The 23,471-nt window shown below is 35.5% G+C and carries 26 protein-coding genes, 1 tRNA gene and 1 riboswitch; of the genes, 14 read left to right on the top strand and 13 right to left on the bottom strand.

Annotation, left to right across the window (positions count from 1 at the left end; genetic code table 11):
- The first annotated feature begins 2 nt into the window (after positions 1-2).
- Positions 3-377, top strand: a complete 375-nt coding sequence (locus LB452_RS06655) for a DUF3784 domain-containing protein (protein ID WP_224460950.1) — start codon at positions 3-5, stop codon at positions 375-377.
- 13 nt (positions 378-390) lie between these two features.
- Entirely contained in the window at positions 391-1,302 is a 912-nt protein-coding gene (locus LB452_RS06650; protein ID WP_224460949.1) for a hypothetical protein, read from the top strand.
- A gap of 48 nt (positions 1,303-1,350) precedes the next feature.
- On the opposite strand, the gene LB452_RS06645 is transcribed toward LB452_RS06650, so the two are convergent.
- A tRNA-Ala gene (locus LB452_RS06645) sits at positions 1,351-1,424 on the bottom strand.
- A gap of 131 nt (positions 1,425-1,555) precedes the next feature.
- Between LB452_RS06645 and LB452_RS06640 the strand changes: the two genes are divergently transcribed.
- From LB452_RS06640 to LB452_RS06625, 4 genes are all read left to right on the top strand, one after another.
- The gene (locus LB452_RS06640; RefSeq protein WP_224460948.1) at positions 1,556-2,140 is read left to right on the top strand and encodes a HupE/UreJ family protein; all 585 of its coding nucleotides are present in this window, start codon (positions 1,556-1,558) and stop codon (positions 2,138-2,140) included.
- Positions 2,141-2,238: 98 nt separating this feature from the next.
- Complete coding sequence (locus LB452_RS06635; protein WP_224460947.1) at positions 2,239-2,670, top strand: deoxycytidylate deaminase; 432 nt, start codon at positions 2,239-2,241, stop codon at positions 2,668-2,670.
- Positions 2,667-4,268: a S41 family peptidase gene (locus LB452_RS06630; protein ID WP_224460946.1), complete on the top strand. Its 1,602-nt coding sequence runs from the start codon at positions 2,667-2,669 to the stop codon at positions 4,266-4,268. The genes LB452_RS06635 and LB452_RS06630 overlap by 4 nt, the downstream gene beginning before the upstream one ends.
- A 6-nt stretch (positions 4,269-4,274) precedes the next feature.
- On the top strand, positions 4,275-5,870 hold the full coding sequence (locus LB452_RS06625; RefSeq protein WP_224460945.1) for an ATP-dependent DNA ligase: 1,596 nt from the start codon (positions 4,275-4,277) through the stop codon (positions 5,868-5,870).
- A gap of 167 nt (positions 5,871-6,037) precedes the next feature.
- Here the strand turns inward: LB452_RS06625 and LB452_RS06620 are convergent, their stop codons facing one another.
- Both LB452_RS06620 and LB452_RS06615 read right to left on the bottom strand, forming a co-directional pair.
- Complete coding sequence (locus tag LB452_RS06620; RefSeq protein WP_224460944.1) at positions 6,038-6,310, bottom strand: hypothetical protein; 273 nt, start codon at positions 6,308-6,310, stop codon at positions 6,038-6,040.
- 6 nt (positions 6,311-6,316) lie between these two features.
- Positions 6,317-6,853, bottom strand: a complete 537-nt coding sequence (locus LB452_RS06615) for a CIA30 family protein (RefSeq protein ID WP_224460943.1) — start codon at positions 6,851-6,853, stop codon at positions 6,317-6,319.
- 55 nt (positions 6,854-6,908) lie between these two features.
- Here LB452_RS06615 and LB452_RS06610 point away from each other — a divergent pair, with 55 nt between their 5' ends.
- Together LB452_RS06610 and LB452_RS06605 are read left to right on the top strand one after the other, a co-directional pair.
- The gene (locus LB452_RS06610; RefSeq protein ID WP_224460942.1) at positions 6,909-7,505 is read left to right on the top strand and encodes a DNA-3-methyladenine glycosylase; all 597 of its coding nucleotides are present in this window, start codon (positions 6,909-6,911) and stop codon (positions 7,503-7,505) included.
- Between the two features lie 6 nt (positions 7,506-7,511).
- Positions 7,512-8,174: a hypothetical protein gene (locus LB452_RS06605; RefSeq protein WP_224460941.1), complete on the top strand. Its 663-nt coding sequence runs from the start codon at positions 7,512-7,514 to the stop codon at positions 8,172-8,174.
- An 84-nt stretch (positions 8,175-8,258) separates the two neighbouring features.
- On the opposite strand, the gene LB452_RS06600 is transcribed toward LB452_RS06605, so the two are convergent.
- Positions 8,259-9,143, bottom strand: coding sequence for an AraC family transcriptional regulator (locus LB452_RS06600; RefSeq protein ID WP_224460940.1), 885 nt, complete (start codon positions 9,141-9,143; stop codon positions 8,259-8,261).
- Between the two features lie 202 nt (positions 9,144-9,345).
- Here LB452_RS06600 and hemA point away from each other — a divergent pair, with 202 nt between their 5' ends.
- Genes hemA through LB452_RS06585 form a run of 3 tightly spaced genes read left to right on the top strand, consistent with a single transcriptional unit; the run spans position 9,346 to position 12,191 of the window.
- Positions 9,346-10,602: a glutamyl-tRNA reductase gene (gene hemA, locus LB452_RS06595; protein WP_224460939.1), complete on the top strand. Its 1,257-nt coding sequence runs from the start codon at positions 9,346-9,348 to the stop codon at positions 10,600-10,602.
- 31 nt (positions 10,603-10,633) lie between these two features.
- On the top strand, positions 10,634-11,542 hold the full coding sequence (hemC, locus tag LB452_RS06590) for a hydroxymethylbilane synthase (RefSeq protein WP_224460938.1): 909 nt from the start codon (positions 10,634-10,636) through the stop codon (positions 11,540-11,542).
- A gap of 1 nt (position 11,543) precedes the next feature.
- A complete protein-coding gene (locus LB452_RS06585; RefSeq protein WP_224460937.1) occupies positions 11,544-12,191 on the top strand; it encodes a uroporphyrinogen-III synthase in 648 nt (215 codons plus the stop codon).
- A 47-nt stretch (positions 12,192-12,238) separates the two neighbouring features.
- Here LB452_RS06585 and LB452_RS06580 read toward each other — a convergent pair whose 3' ends face one another.
- Complete coding sequence (locus LB452_RS06580) at positions 12,239-14,305, bottom strand: M16 family metallopeptidase (protein WP_224460936.1); 2,067 nt, start codon at positions 14,303-14,305, stop codon at positions 12,239-12,241.
- A gap of 1 nt (position 14,306) precedes the next feature.
- Positions 14,307-15,620 carry a M16 family metallopeptidase gene (locus LB452_RS06575; protein ID WP_224460935.1) on the bottom strand — a complete coding sequence of 438 codons (1,314 nt, stop codon included), beginning with the start codon at positions 15,618-15,620 and terminating at the stop codon, positions 14,307-14,309.
- A 162-nt stretch (positions 15,621-15,782) separates the two neighbouring features.
- Between LB452_RS06575 and LB452_RS06570 the strand changes: the two genes are divergently transcribed.
- The 3 genes from LB452_RS06570 to rpmA all read left to right on the top strand — a co-directional run bounded on the left by LB452_RS06570 (position 15,783) and on the right by rpmA (position 17,104).
- Complete coding sequence (locus tag LB452_RS06570; RefSeq protein ID WP_224460934.1) at positions 15,783-16,223, top strand: DUF4199 domain-containing protein; 441 nt, start codon at positions 15,783-15,785, stop codon at positions 16,221-16,223.
- Positions 16,224-16,308: 85 nt separating this feature from the next.
- Positions 16,309-16,821: a 50S ribosomal protein L21 gene (rplU, locus tag LB452_RS06565; RefSeq protein ID WP_224460933.1), complete on the top strand. Its 513-nt coding sequence runs from the start codon at positions 16,309-16,311 to the stop codon at positions 16,819-16,821.
- Between the two features lie 22 nt (positions 16,822-16,843).
- Positions 16,844-17,104: a 50S ribosomal protein L27 gene (gene rpmA / locus LB452_RS06560; RefSeq protein ID WP_224460932.1), complete on the top strand. Its 261-nt coding sequence runs from the start codon at positions 16,844-16,846 to the stop codon at positions 17,102-17,104.
- Positions 17,105-17,233: 129 nt separating this feature from the next.
- Here the strand turns inward: rpmA and LB452_RS06555 are convergent, their stop codons facing one another.
- From LB452_RS06555 to recA, 7 genes are all read right to left on the bottom strand, one after another.
- On the bottom strand, positions 17,234-17,671 hold the full coding sequence (locus LB452_RS06555) for a hypothetical protein (protein WP_224460931.1): 438 nt from the start codon (positions 17,669-17,671) through the stop codon (positions 17,234-17,236).
- Between the two features lie 11 nt (positions 17,672-17,682).
- Entirely contained in the window at positions 17,683-18,198 is a 516-nt protein-coding gene (locus LB452_RS06550; protein WP_224460930.1) for an acyl-CoA thioesterase, read from the bottom strand.
- Between the two features lie 44 nt (positions 18,199-18,242).
- On the bottom strand, positions 18,243-19,190 hold the full coding sequence (locus LB452_RS06545; protein WP_224460929.1) for an HU domain-containing protein: 948 nt from the start codon (positions 19,188-19,190) through the stop codon (positions 18,243-18,245).
- 64 nt (positions 19,191-19,254) lie between these two features.
- Positions 19,255-20,646, bottom strand: a complete 1,392-nt coding sequence (locus LB452_RS06540) for a hypothetical protein (protein WP_224460928.1) — start codon at positions 20,644-20,646, stop codon at positions 19,255-19,257.
- Positions 20,647-21,201, bottom strand: a complete 555-nt coding sequence (locus tag LB452_RS06535) for an RNA polymerase sigma factor (protein WP_224460927.1) — start codon at positions 21,199-21,201, stop codon at positions 20,647-20,649. It abuts the gene before it with no gap.
- A complete protein-coding gene (locus tag LB452_RS06530) occupies positions 21,202-21,630 on the bottom strand; it encodes a hypothetical protein (RefSeq protein ID WP_224460926.1) in 429 nt (142 codons plus the stop codon).
- Between the two features lie 119 nt (positions 21,631-21,749).
- Entirely contained in the window at positions 21,750-22,772 is a 1,023-nt protein-coding gene (gene recA / locus LB452_RS06525) for a recombinase RecA (protein WP_224460925.1), read from the bottom strand.
- Positions 22,773-23,203: 431 nt separating this feature from the next.
- Positions 23,204-23,304, top strand: a riboswitch (SAM riboswitch).
- Positions 23,305-23,471: the final 167 nt, after the last annotated feature.

The raw sequence follows: 23,471 nt of genomic DNA, 5'->3' as shown, positions 1-23,471 counted from the left end.
CAATGCTGTGGTTTATTGGAATTGTTTATAAATTTAGAGTACCAAAACTTTATTTAGTAAAAACTCAGCTTATGATGATAGTTCCTATTCTATTTATCACACTTGGCATATTAATAAAATACAAGAAAATGTATTCCTTAATTGCCGGTTATAACACAATGACTGAAGAAGAAAAGCAAACTTATGATGTAGAAGGCATCGCTACGCTTATGAAAAACGTGATGTTTGGAATGGCTTTTATTGTAATTACCGGGTTGGTAGTGGCCTATTGGACGAGTAATTCAGATTATGAATTTTACGCTTTAGGTTTAGCTTTGATTCTAGGCATACCCTATTTGCTGATTAAATCAAATTCAAAAACCTATAAAAATCGATAACCATCTATATAAAATGACAAACATCACCCTTAAAAAAGTCATCACATTCGCTAAATATCTGGCTATTATTTTGCTGTCCATAGATATGATAGTGCTTGCTATACCAAAGCTGCTTCAGATGCAATTTAGAATGCCTCACTACAGAGCTTTTGTCCCCTTAGCAGAACTACCTAAACCAGAACTTATGATGTCCTTCTTTGGAAGGTCGTATGCTTATAATATTTTTATAGGGCTCACAGAATTGGCCATAGGCATTCTCATCATATTTAAAAGAACCAGGTTGATTGGTTTGTTGATTTCTTTAGGAGTGTGTTTAAATATTTTTATCATAAATATTGAATTTGATCTCATGTTTGAAGTTGTTCGACACATTACTATGACCTTATCATTGACCCTACTCTTACTCATTGAATATCGTAAAGATTTATATAGGTTCTTTATAGAATTAGGAGGTAAACTCAATGGTGAAGTTATCAAAGCAAAAAGTGGAGTTTGGCAAAAACTTCGCATTGGGTATGTAATCCTTTTTCCAATTACTTATTTCATATTTTCCTTCGTGGTTATATCTATGTTTGACTACAACCTTATTGGCAGTTATGAAATTAAGAGCACAGAAATTAAAAACGAAACTATAGCTTTCAAAAAAGGAAGACTCGGTTCAACGCCCATGCTCTTTTTTGAAAAAAATGATAGAGTAAAATTATCTGTCAACGATAGTTTGCATCATGGGAGTTATAAAATTGATGGAGAACATCTTCTTATGAATTTTTGGTCGACAACAAATCATCCTTTTGAATATATAGATGCTCAGATTGAAGACTATACATTCATCACTGGAACCCTGAACGATAGCATTCCTTTACAAATGGGAATAGAAAGATTACCTGTAGAAAAAGATTACTTAAATGGAATGTACATAGACTGAAAATTATAGTCTTAAAATAAAAAACCACTTCTTTCGAAGTGGTTTTTGTGGAGAATATCGGATTCGAACCGATGGCCTCCACGCTGCCAGCGTGGCGCTCTAGCCAACTGAGCTAATCCCCCATTGTTGACAAAAATAAACAAAAATAAGATGTACTGTAATCATACCTCAACTATTTTCAGGTTTAAGCCCTAGGAATCTTCTTTGGAGGCAATTTTTATTTAATTTTACCAACTAAACTTAACTACTTATCATGGATGATTTTTGGCTATATCTTAAACTGGGTTTCGATCATGTTTTAGACTGGAATGCATACGATCACGTGCTTTTCCTTACTGTTTTGGTGGCCTCATACTCTTTTAAGCAGAGCAAAAAAGTCATTTGGCTGGTTACCCTTTTCACCATTGGCCATATCTTGTCTCTGGCACTTTCAGCTTATGATATTTTAAGGATTAATAGTAGTATTATTGAATTTTTGATCCCTGTGAGTATTATTTTTACGGGAATCTACAATATTTTTACTGCTGGAAAATCTACAGGAAAGAGCAAATTCAACCTTCTCTATGTCGTGACTTTCTTTTTTGGTTTGGTACACGGTTTTGGATTTTCTACTTACTTCAATATGCTGGCAAAAAGCTCTGATAATTTATTCCTTATGCTGGTAGAGTTTGCATTAGGAATTGAACTCGCTCAAATTCTGGTAGTTTTTGTAGTTCTGCTTTTAAGTTTCGTTGTTCAAAGTATTTTTAGATTTTCAAAGAGGGACTGGATACTTGTTATTTCATCCCTTGTTTTAGGGTTAACTCTACCAATACTTGTTGATAATTGGATTTTCTAAACACTTTCAAAATCAATATCTTAGAGTTTAAGTAAATTTAAGCAGGTTCTTAACGCTTGTAAAGAAGCATAAGTTTTAGATTTGTAATTATTTTCCAAATGACTACAAAAAAGCAACTCAAATTTGATAAAGCCTACTTGAGAATAGCTCGAGAATGGGGAAAGTTATCTCATTGTAAGCGAAAGCAAGTTGGGGCTATTATAGTGAAAGACCGAATGATCATCTCTGATGGCTTTAACGGTACGCCTACTGGCTTTGACAATGCTTGCGAGGATGAGGAAGACATCACCAAATGGTATGTATTGCACGCAGAAGCTAACGCTATTTTAAAAGTTTCAGCTTCTACACAATCTTCCAAAAACTCAACTCTGTATATCACGCTATCGCCATGCAAAGAATGCAGCAAGCTGATTCATCAAGCTGGTATAATCCGGGTGGTCTATCAACGAGCTTATAAAGATAATTCTGGGTTGGATTTTTTGGAAAAGGCTGGAGTACAACTCGAACATATACAAGATCTTGAAGAATGAATAGAGGAATGAAAATAATGCTACCCATACTTATATGTGTAGTATTTGTAGCGGGGATATTACTTGGAGATGTATTAAATTTCCAGGACAATTCCCTTGTAAGTTCTTCATCAAAGCGACAAAAAATAAACCGGCTTATCAATTTCATCGACAAAGAATATGTGGATGAAGTCAATACAGACAGTATTGTAGATATCACGGTCAATTCTATATTAGAAAACCTGGACCCACATTCTGCTTATATTTCTAATCAGGAATATGACTATGTCCAGGACAACATGCGTGGAGATTTTGTGGGAATCGGTATTAGTTTTTATACTATCAAAGACACCATTGCCGTTATAAGAACTTTGGAAAAAGGTCCTGGAGAAAAGGCAGGCCTGGAGGCTGGCGACAGAATATTATATGCAGATGCAGTGCCTTTGTTTGGTAACGAGGTAAGTAATGATTCCCTCACAAAAATATTGAAAGGTCCTGAAAACTCTAAGGTCAATTTAAAAGTAAAACGCCTTGGTGAAAACGACCTGCTCGATTTTGAAATCAACAGAGGTGTGGTTCCTTTGACGAGCGTTGATGCTGGATACATGGTAAATGACACATTAGGTTATATAAAAATTAATCGTTTTGCTGAATCTACCTATTCTGAATTTAAAACCAAAATGAAACAGTTTTCCACTCCGGAAATGAAGAGCGTCATTCTTGACCTTAGAAGTAATGGCGGTGGATTTCTAAAGCAGGCAACGCTCATTCTAGATGAATTTATCGCCGATGGAAAATTGCTTTTATTTACCAAAAACAAAAACGGTGACTTGAAAGAAACATTTTCTACTGGGCGTGGAGACTATGAGAACCAAAACCTGATTGTTTTTATCGATGAAAAGTCGGCTTCGGCCAGTGAAATAGTTGCAGGTGCTATACAAGATAATGACAGGGGCACCATTGTAGGTCGACGCTCGTTTGGTAAAGGCCTTGTGCAAAGGGAAATGAATCTTGGAGATGGCAGCGCTGTAAGGTTAACCGTCGCAAGATATTACACGCCTACAGGGCGATCCATACAGAGACCTTACGAAAATGGAAATAGCGATGCCTATTATTCTAAATACATGGAACGCTACTCCAATGGGGAACTCATGAGTAAAGATAGTATCACCACAGATGACTCATTGAGGTATGAAACTCCAGAAGGCAAAGTTGTTTATGGTGGTGGTGGAATTATCCCAGATATTTTCGTGGCTAGAGATTCATCTCAAGCTGTACAGGACATAAAATTCATGTACAATGGTGGAGTTATGGACAGATTCATTTTCGATTTACTAGATGAAAACAGAAAGTTTTATAATTCACTTTCTAAAAATGACTTTTTAAAAAGAAAGCTTATTACTGAAGAGGTTTTAGATGAATACACCCGATATCTGGGAGATTACAATATGAATTACAATTTTGGGAGCACTAGTCATGTGTTAGAAAAGTATCTGAAAGCTACCATGGCGAGACAGTTGTTTGGAAGTGATCTCGCTGAAAAAATTTCTAACGAAAATGACTCCTACATCAATAGACTTCTAAAATCAAAATCAGAAGAAACCCAAACGACAGACTAAAGGTGTATGAAGGATTTTGCTCAATTGGTAAAAACTATAGATAGTACAAACAAAACCAATAGAAAGGTGGAAGCCTTGAGTGAATACTTTCTGAAAGCTTCAGACTCTGATAAAGTCTGGACCATCGCGATTTTATCTCACAGACGACCTCCAAGACCTGTGAACAGCACTTTGATAAGAGATTACGCTTCAGAATTGGCAGACATTCCTTTGTGGCTTTTTGAAGAATCCTATCACATTGTCGGCGACCTTGCAGAAACCATTGCATTAGTAGTTCCGGAAAAAGTCAAAACCACCGAAAAAAGTTTAAGCCAATATCTCCAGGAAATACTTCAACTCAAACCAAAATCAGAAGAAGAGAAAAAGGAATACCTCATCGAGAATTGGAGTCAGCTCAATTATTACGAACGTTTTGTTTTCACAAAACTGATCACTGGAGGATTTAGAATTGGTGTGAGTCAGAAGTTGATGACGCGCGCACTGTCCAAAGCAACTGAAATCGATGAAGATATTTTGGCCTTCAAGCTGATGGGCAATTGGGATCCGAATAAAATTTCCTATTCTGAATTAATTCTAGAAGAAAATGAAGCTGATTTTCTTTCCAAGCCATATCCATTTTATCTAGCTTACCCCATCGAAGACGATGCTTCCGAACTTGGGAATCCAGCGGAGTGGATCGCAGAACACAAATGGGACGGTATCCGCTCACAACTCATCGTCAGGAAAGGTCAGCTTTTTGTGTGGAGCCGTGGTGAGGAATTGGTAACAGACAAGTATCCAGAATTTGAAGCATTCACTGAAGTTTTGCCCAGTGGTACTGTTCTCGATGGAGAGATTCTACCTTATCCCGGAGACGATATTGGGGATTTCAAGGATTTGCAAACCAGGATAGGGCGTAAAAATGTGAGTAAAGCGCTTCTGAAAAAGCTACCTGTGATCTTAAAGGCTTACGACATTCTGGAATATAATGGGGAAGACATTCGCTCTAAACCTTTCGAAAAGCGTCGGGAAATCCTAGATCAGCTTTTTGCTGAATATTCCTCACAAGTAAAACCCTTTCACCTGTCTGAAACCATGCGATTTTCATCCTGGGAAGAAATGGCAAAGGAAAGAGAGAAAGCTAGAGAAATTAGGTCTGAAGGGCTTATGATAAAGCGAGCAGATTCCAGCTATGGCGTTGGTCGTAAAAAAGGAGATTGGTGGAAATGGAAGTCAGATCCCTTTAGTATTGATGCTGTGCTTACATATGCCATGCGCGGACACGGAAGAAGAAGTAATCTGTTTACTGATTATACCTTCGCCTTGTGGAATGATGATAAAACAGAGTTAGTCACTTTTGCTAAAGCCTATTCTGGACTCACCGATAAAGAATTTAAGAAAGTGGATGCGTGGATCAAGAAAAACACGATTGAACGTTTTGGCCCTGTGAGAAGCGTGGAACACGAGCATGTTTTTGAGATCGCTTTTGAGGGTATCGCCGAATCCAAACGCCATAAAAGTGGTATCGCCACAAGATTCCCCAGAATTTTACGCTGGCGTCAAGATAAAAAAATTGAAGACGCTAATACTCTAGAAGACCTGAAGGCGATGATTCCTGAGTGAATTAAGATTTGAGTTTGACTTACTATAACAACTTTCAGAATTTAGAAATGAAACGCATTTTAAGTATAAAGTTGATATGAGGTCTCGACTGCGCTCGACCCAACAAAAACATCTATACTAATAGTGTGTACCTTCGAGCGTCATCGAGAGGCAAAATATTTAAAACATTAATTATCTCTAATCTTCTTGCGATAGATATAATCGTTCAGGTGCCAGGAAAAGAAACCATAAATCCCGCCTCCTACTACTATGGAAATCATCAATTGAACAAAAAAATCAGTATTGCTAAGTTGTCCCCACTTATCCCAGTAGTTAATCACCAGGTTAACAGCAAATATCAGAATCCCAAATCCAACTCCGTGTTTGATTATATATTTTGCTTTTCCCTGACTTTTGATTTTATCCCAATTGTCAACAAATTTTTTATCGGCTTCGTTCATAAATTTTTATTTGGATAAATATATTTTATCAATTTCTAGTTTAAATTCCTCTTTCTTTCCATTTCCGATTAGTATGGCTACTTCACGGATGACATCAGCTTCAAAGTCGGACAAATTTAAACTTCTCCCTCTAAATCTTGGGTAAAAGGATGAAAGTTTTAGCTGGATAGTTTGCCATTCTGAAGTCACCTTGAATTCCTGAATGTAAGAATGAGAATCGTTCTGACTTTTCTTAATTCTAAACTGGTAGGTAGAGGGTTTACCTTTTACTCTTAGGTTGACATGGGAATAGTTTTGAACGTTGGATATATTAGTTTCATGTCTTACAGAAGCAAAACCTCCGTTGTTTTCCAAAGATACATTACCTGCAAAAACAGCATTTCCTTCTTCACCAAGGCTTATTGAGCTTTGAGACAATCCGCCCATGACCCCATCGTTAACAATTTGCCAGTCTTTAAGGTCTTGACTTGTGGTGAAGTCGTAAATCGTAAAATCTTGCGCCATAGCTATAGTTATTATAAAACAGAACATTAAAGTTTTCATAGTAATCAATTCTTTCATCTCTAAATTTACTTATTTTATATTGAAATTTAGATTTATGCCTCAACCACTTTCTAAAACTTATTTTGAGAATGACGATGTTGTTTTTCTCGCCAAAGATTTGATCGGTAAACAATTAACCACCCATATTAATGGCGTCATCACTTCTGGAATTATAACCGAAACCGAAGCTTACGCAGGTCAAGGAGATAAAGCGTGCCACGCTCATCTTGGCAGATTTACCAAACGCACAAAAGTGATGTACGAGTCTGGAGGAATTGCTTATATTTACTTATGTTATGGCATTCACCACCTCTTCAATATTGTTACAAATACTAAGGGAAATGCGGATGCAATTCTGGTAAGAGCTATAGAACCTACTCTCGGTATAGACATCATGCAAGAACGTCGTGGAAAATCTAAAGTGGATAAAACATTGACCTCCGGTCCTGGAAATATCTCTAAAGCCTTGGGGATTTCAAAATCACATAATACCCAAAGTGTAACAAGTGACAATATATGGATAGATGATATTGGGTATAAGCCATCAAATATTAAAGAAACAACGCGAATTGGCATAGACTATTCGGGTGAAGATGCTGAATTGCCCTGGAGATTTTACGATAAAGATTCTAAATTTGTTTCAGTCAAATAATTTCTCATGAAAATAAAACTCATCCTTGTAACTATTCTTATGCTTCTGCTAAGCCATAAGATGAACAGTCAAGACAAATTATTTTTCAATAGAATACATTACTTTGAACATCAAGAATGTGAACATCCCATTGGTACAATAATTTATGACAAAGTTTTTTTTAGTAACAACACAGATAACAGCTCATTTTTAAATTTTAATAATTCGGAAAGCGAAGTTGTTTACGTAGACTTAACCAACTATGGAAGTTACACAGCATTCAATCAATTTGTGAAAGATAATTTTTTGGGAGCAAATAATATTTTGATGGGATTTAGAAGAGGTGTTCCTAATGTTTCGGAATCCATAAAACAAGCGAGAAGTGGTTTCAAGCTGGATAAAGTAAAGGATACAACAGTAAATGATAAGAAGTTAAAACATATTCGGATTAAGCCAAAAGATACTCTAGCTCATCGATATGAATCTTACAATATTCTTATCAATATCAATACATCAACTGAAAAGCCATTGTATACTTCCCCAACAGTCCATTTTTTATTATTAGGGAGTTTAAAAGATTTAAAGGGAACTGTCGTAGAAACCTATTTTATTGATCTGGAAGGTTACAGATTTTGCCGTGACGTCCTTTCTGGTTTTGAAATCACCAACAGAAGAGTGATTGTTAAATGAATCATGCGCCTTTAAGAGGTTTGGGCAGAAATAATTATTATATCACATCTCAAATGACCTTAAATTTAAACCCTTAACGAGGGGCTATCCCTGGATATATTTTTTGGGAGTGGTCCCAAATTTTTTTTTGAAAGCAGATATAAAATGACTTGCAGTACTGTAACCAATACTTAGCCCGACTTCGTTGACATTGTGCTGTCCTTTTTCCAGTAACTTTCTAGCGTAATCCATTTTATAATCAAAGAGAAAAGAGAATACGGTATCGCCGTAAATTTCCTTAAAGCCTTCTTTCAGTTTTTTAAGACTTAAACCTACCTCATCGGCAAGTTCCTTCAAAGTTGGAGGCTCTGTCATACGCTGAAGGATAATGGTTTTTGCCAGTTTTATTTTCTTCACATTATCTTCATCATCCAAAAATGGGCATTGTTCAATATCCGCTTCTGCAGGTCGGTTAAAGTAAAGTCCTATCAATTCATAAGCTTTACCCTTTAGGTATATTTTCCTAACCGAAGGATGTAAATTAAAATTCAGTATTTGAGATAAAATGACTGCCATCGCTGGAGTAACGGCTACTTCTTTATAAAACTTCTTATCTCGATTATCTTCAGTTAAGAAATCAATATAGTTGGCTTCAGCTGAAAATAAAGTGTGAAGCTTTTTGATAGAAATCAAAATAGACACCGACCAGGATTGTGAAGATGCTTCAAGATTAATCGGTAAATCTCTTTCAGGATTGTAAAGCAATAATGAGCTGTCCTCTTTTATATTCAAAGCATAACTTCCTTCATTAAAATTAAATTTGATCTCACCCTTTACGCAGAAATGAAACTGAATAAAATCTGCACTTATATTATGAGTGATGCATTCTTCATGTTCAGAATCATTTTTTACAGACAAGATGGATATCCCTTCTTCAATTTCAATAAATTGTTCCGAACCTCTAGCGATATTTTTTTCTGATGGTAGCATTGTATATTGTTATATTTTATTTAGAACGGTTCTAATTAATAATCCTTCAATTGGTGATTATTGTTACAAAAATACCTAATTGTACTGATATTTATCATGTTTAAGATAAAAATACGTCAAACGACAAAAAAGGAACTTTGAGCGTTATTTTTAATTATGCTTATGCTCTAGTTTTGTACTCCATATTTTTTGGAATCAAAGAATGCAAAAATACAACGTCTCAAAACATAAGAACTTCTATGTCATAGGTATCAGTTATCAAAAAGCCGATGCTCATACAAGAGGTAAATTCAATTTAAACATTGACCAAAGAAAAGCTTTACTGGATAAGGCCAAGTACATTGGTCTTACTTCTGTAGTGACTTCTTCTACTTGTAATCGAACAGAGATTTACGCTTTTGCAGATGACCATAATATTCTTATAGATCTGCTATGCGAATTTAGCATTGGTGATCAGAAGACTTTTTCAAAAAGTGGTTATGTTTTAGAAAATGAAACAGCTATTAATCACATGTTTAGAGTTGGGGGCGGTCTTGACAGTCAGATTCTAGGTGATTTTGAGATTATAAGTCAGATCAAATCTGCTTTCTCCTTATCAAAGAAAAAAGGCATGATCAATCATTTCATGGAAAGATTGGTCAATTCAGTAATTCAAGCGAGCCGTAGGATTAAGAATGAAACCAGAATTTCATCGGGTGCTACTTCCGTTTCTTTCGCTTCAGTTCAATATATCTTAGACCACATAGAGCAGGTATCGGATAGAAAAATCTTGCTGTTTGGTACTGGAAAAATAGGTAGAAATACCTGTGAAAATTTGGTGAAGCATACCAGCAATAAAAACATTACATTAATCAACAGAACAAAGGATAAAGCTGAGGAAATCGCTGGAAAGTTCAATTTAATCGTAAAAGATTTTTCAGAACTACAATCAGAAATTCGTTCTACAGATATACTTATTGTTGCTACTGGAGCGCAGTCTCCAACTATTACTAAAGAATTGATTTATCCAAAAAAAGAACTCCTGATTCTTGACCTCTCTATCCCTAAAAATGTTGCTGAAGATGTTGAAGGCATGAACAATGTGAAGCTGCTTCACTTAGATTATTTGTCTAAACTTACTGATGAAACTTTAGCTAAAAGAAAAGCTTTTATTCCTGATGCTGAAGCTATTATTGAGGACGTTAAAACTGAATTCAATGAGTGGTTGGACACTAGAAAATTTGCACCAACCATAAAAGCTTTGAAAGAAAAATTCAAAATCTTCCAAGATGAAGAATTAGATTACCAAAGCAAAAAAAACAATCAGTTTGATAAAGAACAAGCCGAAATTATCAGTGACCGTGTTATACATAAAATCACTCGGAGTTTCGCTAGTCACTTAAGAAGCGCCAACGGCTCTACAGAAGACAGTATTGCTTTACTCAAAAAGGTGTTTGAGTTAGAAACTGAATCTGAATAGTTAAATCACCCCCTTCCTAAATTAATTTTATATGTCAAAAACTATACGAATAGGAACTCGTGATAGTGAATTAGCCTTGTGGCAGGCTCATAAAGTAAAATCACTTCTTGAGCGTGAAGGTTATAATCCTGTTTTGAAACCTGTAAAATCGACTGGAGATCTCAATTTGGACCAACCGCTTTACGAAATGGGAATCACTGGGATTTTTACTAAAACACTAGATGTTGCTCTTATCAAAGGCGATATTGATATTGCAGTGCATTCCATGAAAGACGTACCAACGGCACTACCCAAAGGTGTTGTAGAAGCAGCAGTGCTTCCACGTGCTAATACCAGTGATATTCTTATTCATAAAGGCCTAGATGATTTTTCTTCGGTAAAAACTATTGCTACGGGAAGTTTGCGACGAAAGGCACAGTGGTTAAGCAAGTATCCAAATCATGAAGTCGTCAATCTTAGAGGAAATGTAAATACACGTTTGCAAAAGCTTGAAGATCATGATTGGGCGGGTGCTATTTTTGCTGCGGCTGGTCTCGAAAGAATAAATTTGAAGCCAGAAAATCACGTCGAATTAGATTGGATGATTCCAGCGCCGGCTCAAGGAGCAATGCTGGTGGTCACCATGGAGTCAAACTCCACTTGTAAAACTGCTTTAAAACCTATAAATCATCTGGAGACGGCTTTAGCCGTGAAAGTTGAACGTGAGTTCCTAAAAGCATTAGAAGGAGGCTGCACAGCTCCTATTGGCGCTTTAGCAACCATCAAGAATGATGTTTTAAACCTAAAAGCTGGATTATTTAGTTTGGAAGGAAAAGAAAGTTATGTCATTGAAGAATCTACAGCTTTAAACCAAGTCGAAGGTTTTGGAAGACGCTGTGCAGAACTTGTATTAAATCAAGGTGGTGACCGATTGATGAAAGAACTTCGCAAAGTGTTGTAGTATGCCTTCTGTACTCTCTACAAAACTACTTAATCCCTCTCAAAAAAATTTGCTTCTCAACGCAGACATAAGTCTTACTGAATACAATGCGATACAAATTAAAGCATTGAAATTTACAGCTTCTATTTCAGAAGAGAGATATCAGAATGCAATCATTACAAGCCAAACGACTGTAGACATCATTAAAGATTTTAAAATTGACACTTGCTTTTGTGTGGGTGAGAAGACAGCTTTGAAATTGAAATCCTTAGGATTTAAAGTGGAGGTCATTGCTGAAAGTGGAATAGAATTAGGAAAAAAAATTATTAAGAGCTATTCTGAATTGACTTTTACTTTTTTCGGAAGCAAAAAGCGTAGACCAGAACTTTCTAAAGCACTTAAAAAAGCAAACGTTTCTCTGGCAGAGATTTTCGTTTACAATACCACTAAAATGCCAAAAACATTCCATAGAGATTTTGATGCAGTCTTATGTTTTAGCCCGTCTGGAGTAGATAGCTTTTTTGAAGGAAATCGAAACTCAAGAGCTAAAATTATTTGTATTGGATCTACGACTGCTCAACAGGCAAAACTCTATTCTAAATCTGTTTTTGTCTCGACTAAAACTAGCGTAGAAAGCGTTATTGTAAAGACTGTAAAACTTTTAAAATAAAAAATCCCGCTGAATAGCGGGATTTAATTTGGTTTATAAAAAGAAGTTTATTGGAAATCAGCTTCGCTAACACCTTTATTAAACATCACTTCTTCCATATTGAAATCTACTGTTTGTGGTCCTAAGTTTTGACTAAAAGTCATTGGAACCATCACGCCGTTTTTCTCAGCATAATCTAAATAAGAAACAGTTGAAGTCATTTTTTGACCCATTTGTTCTGCTGTAGTTTCAGTTGCCAGCTTAAGTCCTGTTTCAACGCTGTAGAATTCTCTTACATTATCAGTCAATTGAATAACATAAGCCTCCTCATCATTCACAGTTTCAATAGCCACAAGTTCTGCACCTTCATTGATGTTTAGCTCCGGAAACAATCCTGAAGTGACTTTGGTATCCTTGATTTGTTGCTCATTAAGGTCTATTTTTTGACCTCTCATCATTAAGTATCCACTATCTCCGTTGAAAACTTGTTTACTAAGTGTGTTGCCATTCATAGCAACTTCTTCGGATTGTTTTCCTTCGGTGGTTGATTTTCTTGTTAAAGAAAGTGACATTCCCTGGAAACTTGCATTACCTTTCATAACCATAGAATTTAGCTTAGAAACTGCTTCTTTACCTCCTATAGCTTGAATGTAATCATTGTAGACTGTTTCGACAGACACCCCCTCTGGCAGAGGTTTTTTAAATTCAGGTTTGTCAATTGGATTCGCATATTTATCGAAATAATTAATAGGATACTCTAACCTGTCTAAGTTTTCCACAACTTCACTTCCTTTCCCTACAATAACAATTCTAGCATTATCAACCTTGAAGTATTTATTAGCAACACTTTGAACATCCTCAGCTGTTACGTTGTTTATGTTTTCCAAGTAAGTAGCGTAAAAATCGTCTGGTAAATTGTTGCGTTTAATGTTAAGCGCATAGTTTGCTATAGTTTGGGGACGTTCCAAGGCCATAACAAAATTTCCCACATACTTTGCCTTTGCATTTTCCAATGTTTCAGGGTCTACTGGCTCAGTTCGGATACGGTCTATTTCTTTTATAAATTCAACCACAGCGCTATCTGCTACTGCATTACGAACTTTCGCACTTGCATTAAATCTAGAAACACCATAGCGGCTAGCACCTAAGCTAGAGTATGCACCATAAGTATAACCTTTGTCTTCCCGAAGGTTTTTAAACAAATAACCTTCTCCACCTCCACCAAGAATATTATTGGCCATCAATGCAGCAAAATAATCTTCATCACTTTGTTTTAAACTCACAGTATTTGTAACTGAAATTTCAGATTGTGATGCGTTCGGTAAATCAATAAAATTGATTTCCGTTGTTGGAGTGTTTTCAGTTAACTGAGGTTCTGGAATTTCAGGTAAATCTTGTTTTTTCCAATCTCCAAAATACGTTTTGATTTGCTTTCTTGCTTCTTTTGGCTTGATGTCACCAACAACAACAATATAAGCATCGTTTGGAGCAAAGCGAACTCGATAGAGATCCTTTACGTCTTCGAAGGTCACATTGTTAACTGTTTCTTCAGTCAGGAACTCACCATATACATGGTCTTTCCCATAAGCTAAAGCACTAACAACTCTACTGGAAACTGAACTTAAATCTTTTTCCTGAGTCTTTAAATTTTCAATAAGCTTGTCTTTTTCCTTTTGAAATTCTTCTTCAGTCAATAATGGATTTATAGTTGCATCTGCCATCAATTCGACGATACGGTCGGAATACCTTTTTAATCCACTACCAAAGCCTCCACTAGAACCAAAATTGATATTTGCCCCTAAAAAGTCAACTTCTTCATTGAATTCATCTTTTGGAATTGTTGTAGTTCCATTACCAAGCATAGCGGATAAAAGACTAGCTACCCCAGCTTTATCTCCTTCTTTATAAGGTTTATTATCTATACTCAATTGGTATGATACACGTGGTAGTTTATTATTTTCAACCACCATTATAGTAATACCATTTTTCAATTTGTATTCCTTTGGATCTTCTAAGTTGATGGTTGGCTCAGGTCCTGCCTCGGGCATCTGAGACCTGTCTATTTGGGCACTTGCTCCAAAAGTAATCAAAGCAACACCTATAAAAGCGACTAATTTTTGTTGTAATGTTTTCATCTTAATTATCATCTTTTTTGGGTAAGTACTCGATTTCAACTCTTTGGTTAGGGCTCAAGTATTTTTTTGCCACATCTCTAATTTCTTCTCTTGTAATAGACTGATATAAATCTAGTTGATTGTTTATCAGATTTACATCATCATATAACATATAATATGTTGCTAAAGAGCTAGCAATACCAGCAACGCTTGAATTTGAGCTTACAAATTGATTCTCAAATTGATTCAAAAGTTTTTGATAATCACGTTCTGAAATTAATTCGTTTTGAATTTTTGCAATCTCTTCATCCATTTCTTCTAGAAGAGTATCTAAAGCGACATCACCTTGTGGAAGAGCAAAAAGTGCGAAAATACTGTAGTCAACCTGACCTAGATTTACAGCTTGAACCTGTAAGGCTTGCTTCTGCTCATCAACTAATTTTTTATAAAGTACTGAGCTTTTGCCACCGCTTAAGTAAGCAGAAATCATGTCTAGTACAAATGCATCTCTAGTAGCCTGACCTGGAAGTCTGTAAGCTGCGATAACAGCAGGAATCTGGATATTTGCATCATAAGCAGTGACTTTTTTAGTCTCTGTTATAGGTTCTTCTTCAGGAAAGTCTCTAACTACCTCTGGACGTGATTTCACTTCTCCAAAGTAATCTTTCACCATTTTAATAGTTTCATCCTTGTCGATATCACCAGCAACAACAAGTACAGCGTTATTAGGACCATAATATTTGTCGAAATAAGCAGTAAACTCTTCTAATGTGGCGGCATCTAGATGCTCCATTTCACCAATGTTGGTGTCTTTGTACGGATGAGCTTCAAAAACGTTTTCACCTATAACTTCTAATAATTTTCCATAAGGTGCATCATATCTTTGGCGCTTCTCTTCTTTAACAACTTCATTTTGAGTTTCAACTCCTTTTTCATCGATCACCGGATGAAGCATACGCTCAGATTCTAACCATAAACCTAATTCAAGTTTGTTAGAAGGGAAAATGTCGTAATAATAAGTACGATCCTGAGAAGTGTTGGCATTAAAAGTACCACCGTTTGCAGGTATGATTTTCATAAACTCTCCACGAGCGATGTTTTCTGTACCTTCAAATAATAAGTGTTCAAAAAAGTGAGCAAATCCTGTTCGATCGCGAGGACCATCTTTTCCTCCCACATCGTACATAACAGACGTAATTACAACGGGAGCCGTGTTATCTTGATGCAAGATCACGTGCAAACCATTGTCCAAATCGTACTCTGTAAATTCTACCTTCTGGGCATTAGCCAGCGTGATAAAAAAAACAAAAACGGATAACATAATAGTTTTAGTCATTTTTAATTGTTTTAGTTATAATTTATTAGTCTAAAATTAATTTATTTGTTACGATATTTATTAACCGAATTTATATTTTTGCATTCCTTAAGACATTATTAATGTTGATGGAAAATTCTTATCCGTCCTTAAATTTAATATATTAGCAAATAAAATTATCTCATGAGTAGATTTGTACTTTCTGTAAGATTTGGCATTGCCCTGGCTTCTTCTTTAATAGCATACTTTTTGGTCTTATCCTTATTTGGATTTCACACTAATCCTTTTTTCAGTTTATTTAATGGAGTCATCACTGGTTTTGCCATTTTTGAAGCTATTAGATACAAGAGAATTGAATTAAAATCAAATTACAACTACACTGAAGGATTCCAGGCTGGAATAGTTACTGGGTTTTTGGCTACAATTATATTTACCGTTTTCATGTCGGTATACGTTACTGAGGTGGACCCAGATTTCATAAGCAAAATTGCTGAGAACTTTTCAAAATCTTATGATATAGGTGTTGGTGTGTTTGGTTTCACTGTATTGCTTTCCGGATTGGCTACAACTGTAGTACTCACTCTTTCCTTTATGCAACTCTTTAAACATAAATTGAAAGAATAATCATTTCAAAAAATATTTTATTGACAGTTATTTTTAAAATAGTATATTTGCAAACTATTTAGTAAAAATTAAATAACTAAACACTATGTATGCAATTGTAGAGATAGCAGGGCAGCAATTTAAAGTTGCGAAAGACCAGAAAGTGTTTGTTCACCGTCTAAAAGAAGATGAGGGTACTGATGTATCTTTTGACAGAGTTCTTTTACATGCAGACGGAGACAACATTACTCTAGGCGCCCCAGCTATAGATGGTGCATCTGTTAGCGCAAAAGTCGTTAAGCACCTGAAAGGAGACAAAGTAATTGTCTTCAAAAAGAAAAGAAGAAAAGGATACCGTAAGAAAAATGGTCATCGCCAGTATCTTACACAAATCCATATTGAAGATATCTCTGTTTCTGGAGGATCTTCAAAGCCTGCTTCAGCTTCTAAGAAAAAAGAGGAAGCAAAAGTAGACAAAAAAGTAGAGTCTAAAGAAACAGAAACTACAGACTTGAGCAAGCATACAGTTGCAGAGCTTAAGGAAATGGCTAAAGATAGAGGCCTAGAAGGATATTCTGCTTTGAAAAAAGCTGAACTCATCGAATTATTAAGTAAGTAACATAATATAAAAACTAAACATCATGGCACATAAGAAAGGTGTTGGAAGTTCAAAAAACGGAAGAGAATCAGAATCGAAACGTCTTGGCGTGAAGATTTTTGGTGGTCAGGCTGCTGTTGCTGGAAATATCATTGTAAGACAACGTGGAACAGCTCACAAACCTGGTGATAATGTATACGCTGGAAAAGACCACACTTTACATGCTAAGGTAGATGGAACAGTACATTTTAAAAGAACTAAAGATGATAAATCTTTTGTCTATGTCACTCCAACTGAAGCTTAAGTAACAAACTTCTATAGATTAAAAAAGCCCTTTGAAATTAATTTCAAAGGGCTTTTTTGTGTTTTTTAAATTTTGAAAGTGATTATTTTAATTCACATAATTAAGAATAAAATTTATCCAACCTACATTCTAAAACCAAGCATTCCAGGGAATTCTTGAAAGCATAAGTAATAATGCTAAGGCATAAAAAATAGCGATGGTTCTAAATTTCTTATTAGAAGCCAGTTTCTTTTTATGTTTACTATAACCTACCGTTATCAATACAATACTTATAATCATCGTAAGTGGATGCTCGATAACATACAATCTAACTGTGTCATTTTTCATTACGCCTCCCATTCCTTTTTCTAGTAATACATTGAAATAAGGACTTACAAAGTAAAGGACAATCCCTATAAGTAATTGTATGTGAGAAACGATAAGTGTAAAAAGCGATATTCTAAAATCTTGAGGACCAAATGACTTTTTTCCAAGTGTTTTGATAATGGCGTTGAAAGTTGCTAATGTCAATATTAGCAAAACTAAATAAGCCCAATAAGAGTGAACAATCTGTATAACTTCGTACATAGTCTTTTAATTTATTTGTTTACAAATAGAGCTTTAAGCTCTGTGGCGTCTTCCGGTTTCATTTTACCTGCCAAGACTAAGCTCAACTGCTTACGTCTCAATGCAGCTTCATATCTATCTACTTCTAGCTTGGTTTGAGGCTCCAGTTTTGGAACAGGAACAGGATTACCCATATCATCAACAGCTACAAAGGTGTAGATAGCTTCGTTAGCTTTGGATCTCCTTCCGCTTTCTCTATCTTCTATCCAAACATCTATAAAGATTTCCATTGAAGTTTTAAAGTTTCTGGACACTTTGGCCTCCACAGTAACTACACTTCCTAAAGGGATGGCTTTATTAAAGGCCACATGATTTACAGATGCTGTTACGACAATACGCCTGGAATGCCTTCTAGCCGCGATACTTGCAGCTCGATCCATTCTAGCCAAAAGCTCCCCACCAAAAAGATTATTTAAAGGGTTAGTTTCACTCGGTAAAACTAGATCTGTGAGCGTGGTTTTGGAATCTTCAGGATACTTTACTTCCATGTAATATTTTTTGCAAATATAGGGTTTGTAGTGTTAACCCAAGCTTAAAGTTGCTTGACGAAAAGCCAGGCTTCTGGGTTTTCTAAAGCTTTTATTTTTCTCAATTGAGCCAGTGCTCTATTTCTGTCAACAAAGCTAGCAAAGGCAACTTGATGTAAACCGTATGAGTTTTTACCAATCAATGAAGCATCATATCCTTTCTGTTTAAGAAGTTCTATTTTTTTGTAGGCATTGCTCTTAACTCTAAAAGCGCCAGCTACAACATGATACTTTGGTCTTACCTCCTCTATTTGAGTAGCATTCAAAGGAAGCTCAGTCAAAGTGTAATTGAATTCTGCACTTTGAATGCGCTCCTGCAATAGTGATTCGGCTTTTTGAGATTCAGAATCATTATAGGAAATAACATAATTATTGTATTGATATAGACCCGCAAAGCCGGCTATGCCAATTGCAATAATTCCTACAGCAGCATATTTGAGATAAGGCTTGCGTTTTACTTGGTCGGAAGCTTCCTTTTCAGGACTTAAGGTCTTGACTTTTTCATCAACAATAGTCTCTTCTATAATTTTTTCCTCAGCAATTCTATCGATTGTAAACTCACCTAAACCAAATGAATCCACGAAGAAGTTGACTTGATTATTTGGCTCAAAAGATAATTTATTCTCTTTATCAAGATTGAATCTTCCAAGTGCAGGTATTTCTATTGCTTTGTCTGCTTTTATAGCTGATTCAAAATCGTCTACGAATAGTTGGATTTTTTGCTTAGCACTTTCAAAATCCATAGATTCACCTTTTGCGATCGATTCAGCTAATAAACCGTCATGGTTTCGAATAGCTTTATTGAAGGTGATTTTTCTTGTTGGAGGTGTGAATTTATGTAAATGAGAATAGTATTGGACATTGTTTTTTTGGATAATAAAGGCTCCAAAGTCAGGCACAATAACGCAATCGTATCTGTATAATAACTGTTCTATATACTCTTCTACTCTCATAAAAACAAAGTTAATTTTTTTACTTACATAAGCAACAAGCCAACTCTATTTTGAATAATTATTTCTAAAATTTGAATCTTATACCGGAATATATTCCGAAGAAATAAGGCTGAAAGCTAGAATTGGTGTCTTGAAAAGTATTTATTTGATACAAGAATTTGGGTTCTAAATTTAAAGATAAAGTTTCAGAAAAATTATAATCCAGACCTAAACCCAAATTGGCGCTAAAACTGAAGGAATTAAGGTTTTCTGCTTCACCAATACTGGAAGAACGCCCTCCTTCCTCAAAGAATATTTCGTTATTATTCAGCAAATAAGTACTCGCTCCTCCAAGCACATGCAAGCCGATTTTTTTGTCGATAATTGCGTATTCAATTTCAATAGGAACCTCTACAAACCCCAATTCATGATTTATTGAACCAATAGAATTAAATTCTGATGTTGGACTCAAAAAGGATAAATTTATGGGATCATTCATTGTAGCATTTCGGGCTCCAACTCTTCTGTTTGCAGCAGAAACCAAAGTCACTTCTGTAAGAATATCATTTTTGATATTGGGATTATTAGAATTATCGGAACTAAAAGAAGACGAAGTTGTTGATAAAATAACATCCTGAGTATTATAACCCATCGCTACCTGATTAACTCCTGTTCTTATTTTGATCTTTTTGTTGATAGCATAGGCTACATTAATTCCAAATGAAACATTAGGATTGCTGGTTGTCTTTCCTTGAAGACTGGGTTCTATAGGATTACCGCCACTAAAGGAATTCATGAAAACCGGAGCTACATTTGGTGTTAGCTCCCAAGGCTTATAAATTTGTTTATTGTCTTCGACTGCTAAAAGATGCTCTTCTTCTATAGCATCGAATAAAGATTTTTTCTCCACATTATCGCCTAAGATCAAATCTTCTTTCAATTCGTTGCTCAGAAGATTTGAAGCAATTCTTAAATTGGGTAGGAACTTCAACTCTGCCTTAGCCAACTGATTTACGTATGACGATGAAATTTCAGTAACCTGAGAGTTTTCGGCATTATTTCCTTCAGCATCAGCAAGCTTTGAGGATTGAATGGTAGATTTGGTAACTTCAAGCTGAAAAGCCAAACTATTTTCTACATTATTTTCAAATGATGAAAGTGCGGTGTTTACGGAAGTAAATCTATACTGAGCCGGAATTACTTCTATTGAATTTGGATTCTTTTTGACTTCTGAATTTTCTTTTGAAAAAACAGATGATTTAGTTTCTGCATTCCGAAAATAGAAAGCCCCAATAGAACTAAAAATTAATAAAATAGCAGCAACAGATGCAACCTGCCACCAAAAGGGTGCAAATCTTTTTTTCTTTCTCCCTGACAATTTCCCTTCGATGCCTTTCCAAACCTTTGAAGAAGGCGAAGCCTGAAGGTCATTTAAACCTTCTTGAAATAATCGCTCTATGGGTTTGGAAGACTTCATTTAATTATGGTCAATTTTTCGGGAATAAGCTTCATCAATATTGGACTCAGTAATTTTACGGCGTAAAATATCTTTTGCTCTAGAAAGATTTGATTTTGAAGTCCCTTCAGTAATCTGAAGTTTTAATGCGATTTCTTTGTGAGAAAATCCGTCGAGCGTGTAGAGGTTAAATACCATTCTATATCTATCCGGAAGGCTTTGGATACAATCTAGAAGAAATTGTAAAGAATAGCTGTTATCTTCTACGTAGACATCTTCAGCTTTTAGAGCTTCTTCGTTTACCAGCTCAAATACCTTTTGCTTTCTGTAGCGCTGTAAACAGATATTAATAGTGATTCGCTTCAGCCAACCTTCAAAAGACCCTTTATGCTTAAACTGATGGATTTTTTCAAAAATTTGAATAAAAGCATCCTGCAAGTTGTCTTCAGCTTCAGAATAATTTCTTGAATATTTTAAAGAAATACTAAAAAGCACATCAGCAAAAATATCGTACAAAAGTTTCTGAGAAGCTATGTCGTTCTTTTTGCAGCGCTTTATTAGATTCTTTAATTCCATCTAGTCTTTTATCACTATTACATCTTTATCAAGATAAGTAAAATCTCCTAAGCTGTCTCTTGCATTCAAAAACTTGAAAGTAAAATCAGACTCAAAGTTGTTGGTGAAATCAACTTCTTTTTGATCCCCTGAAGAATCTTGATTGCAATTAGCAGCCTGAGTAAATATAGTTATTGCTCGGACATAATACAAACTATCCCCTTGATTCACAGCATCAAAATTGGAAAATCTATGACAGTCTGAATCTTTTTGATATGTGATTCCAAGAGTGTAGGTTTCTCCCATAACCATTGTATCAGGAACATTTGCATCTAAGATAGGGGATACTTGGGACGTTTGAAATAAATTCTCATCATCATCTACACTGCAACTGACAGAAACAATTGAACCTATAAAAAAGACAATGAATAATTTACTGATATATTTCATTAAGAAGTGTTTATTAGGAGACGATTGAATTGTAGAAAGGTTGCGCCGCAGTTTAAAAAATTAAAGCATAAAAAAACCGATGATGAATCATCGGTTTTGGAAATCGTATTTAAATGAGCTTAATCTTCAGATTTAGCCAACTTTATAGCGTCAACTATTTTTACTTCCAGCTCTTCCATCAATTCAGGATTATCAAGAAGTAGAGTTTTAACAGCATCCCTACCTTGCCCTAGTTTGGTGTCTTCGTAACTAAACCAAGACCCCGCTTTTTTGATGATCTCATAATCAACACCAATATCGATGATTTCACCTATTTTGGAGATTCCTGTTCCATACATGATATCAAACTCTGCCATTTTGAATGGAGGTGCTACTTTGTTTTTTACCACTTTCACACGGGTTTTATTACCCATGACGTCACTATTGGAGTTTTTGATCTGCGTAGAACGTCTGATATCCAACCTTACAGAAGCATAAAATTTAAGAGCATTACCACCAGTCGTAGTTTCTGGATTTCCAAACATCACTCCAATCTTCTCCCTTAACTGGTTAATGAAAATCACAGTACAGTTTGTTTTACTGATGGTAGAGGTCATTTTTCTCAATGCCTGAGACATCAATCTGGCGTGGAGACCCATTTTGGAATCTCCCATTTCGCCTTCAATCTCGCTTTTAGGAGTAAGAGCCGCAACGGAGTCAATCACAATAATATCAATCGCTCCAGAACGAATCAAATTTTCAGTAATTTCTAAAGCTTGCTCACCATGATCTGGTTGTGATATAATGAGATTATCTATGTCTATATTTAGGTTTTTAGCATAAGCTCTATCAAAGGCATGTTCAGCATCGATAAAAGCGGCAATCCCGCCAGCTTTTTGTGCTTCTGCAATTGCATGAAGCGTCAATGTTGTTTTACCTGAAGATTCTGGTCCGTATATTTCTATAACTCTTCCTCTTGGGTAACCACCAACTCCTAAGGCTAAATCCAATCCTAAAGACCCAGAAGAAATCGCCTCCACATCCTGTACTGCCTGGTCGCTCATTTTCATTACGGTTCCCTTTCCATAAGTCTTGTCTAGCTTATCCAAAGTCAATTGAAGCGCTTTTAACTTTGCATCTTTCTCGCTATTTTCTTTTGCCATGTTTTATTGAATTCTTTTTTGTAAAAATAGTATTTCTTTTTAATATTGAAATTAAGTTACGCAACCATTCCAAGTATTTGGTATCTATTCATAAAGACTATTATTTGAAATTTCTTAAAAAGACATCTATAACCAATACACATGGGATTTCAGTCTCATTTATGACTGTTTCCAGCTGTAAAATCGACGGGGGCTGACGTTGTTAAATTTTTGATTTAATACAAAGGATTAAAAATGTATAACAACGAATTAGCCAAACCTTGTTGTTTTTTACAACATTTTTGAAAAAGCCCTGAAAAACAGGGCTTTTTTCATTTAAAAAATTGAAATGTCTTGAATTAACTTTTTTTAACAAAAAAACCTTTTCCTTGTCTTTGTAAATTAAAATCCTATTCTATATTTGCATCATCATCTGCCATTTTTCGGTGTATGATTTATAAAGAAGAGGCGAGAGACAGGCTCCGCGACCCTCGGCAACCTCAACAAAGTGTTGAAAGGTGCTAATTCCTGCCCAAGAAGGGAAATATAAATTATAAGACTATGAATTTCTATCTTTTAATTACTACCGTACTCTTTCAATTCTTAAATGAATTGAAATCAATTTTACTTTCTTATTTATCTACGATGCGAATGCACACGCCTATGTCGTGCTGTTGCTATATGTGCGCATAGGCTTACTTCCCAAAAATTTCCATCTTA

The sequence above is a fragment of the Psychroflexus longus genome (assembly GCF_020164595.1).
Lineage (GTDB): Bacteria > Bacteroidota > Bacteroidia > Flavobacteriales > Flavobacteriaceae > Psychroflexus > Psychroflexus longus.
This window is presented reverse-complemented; position numbering and strand designations above follow the sequence as displayed.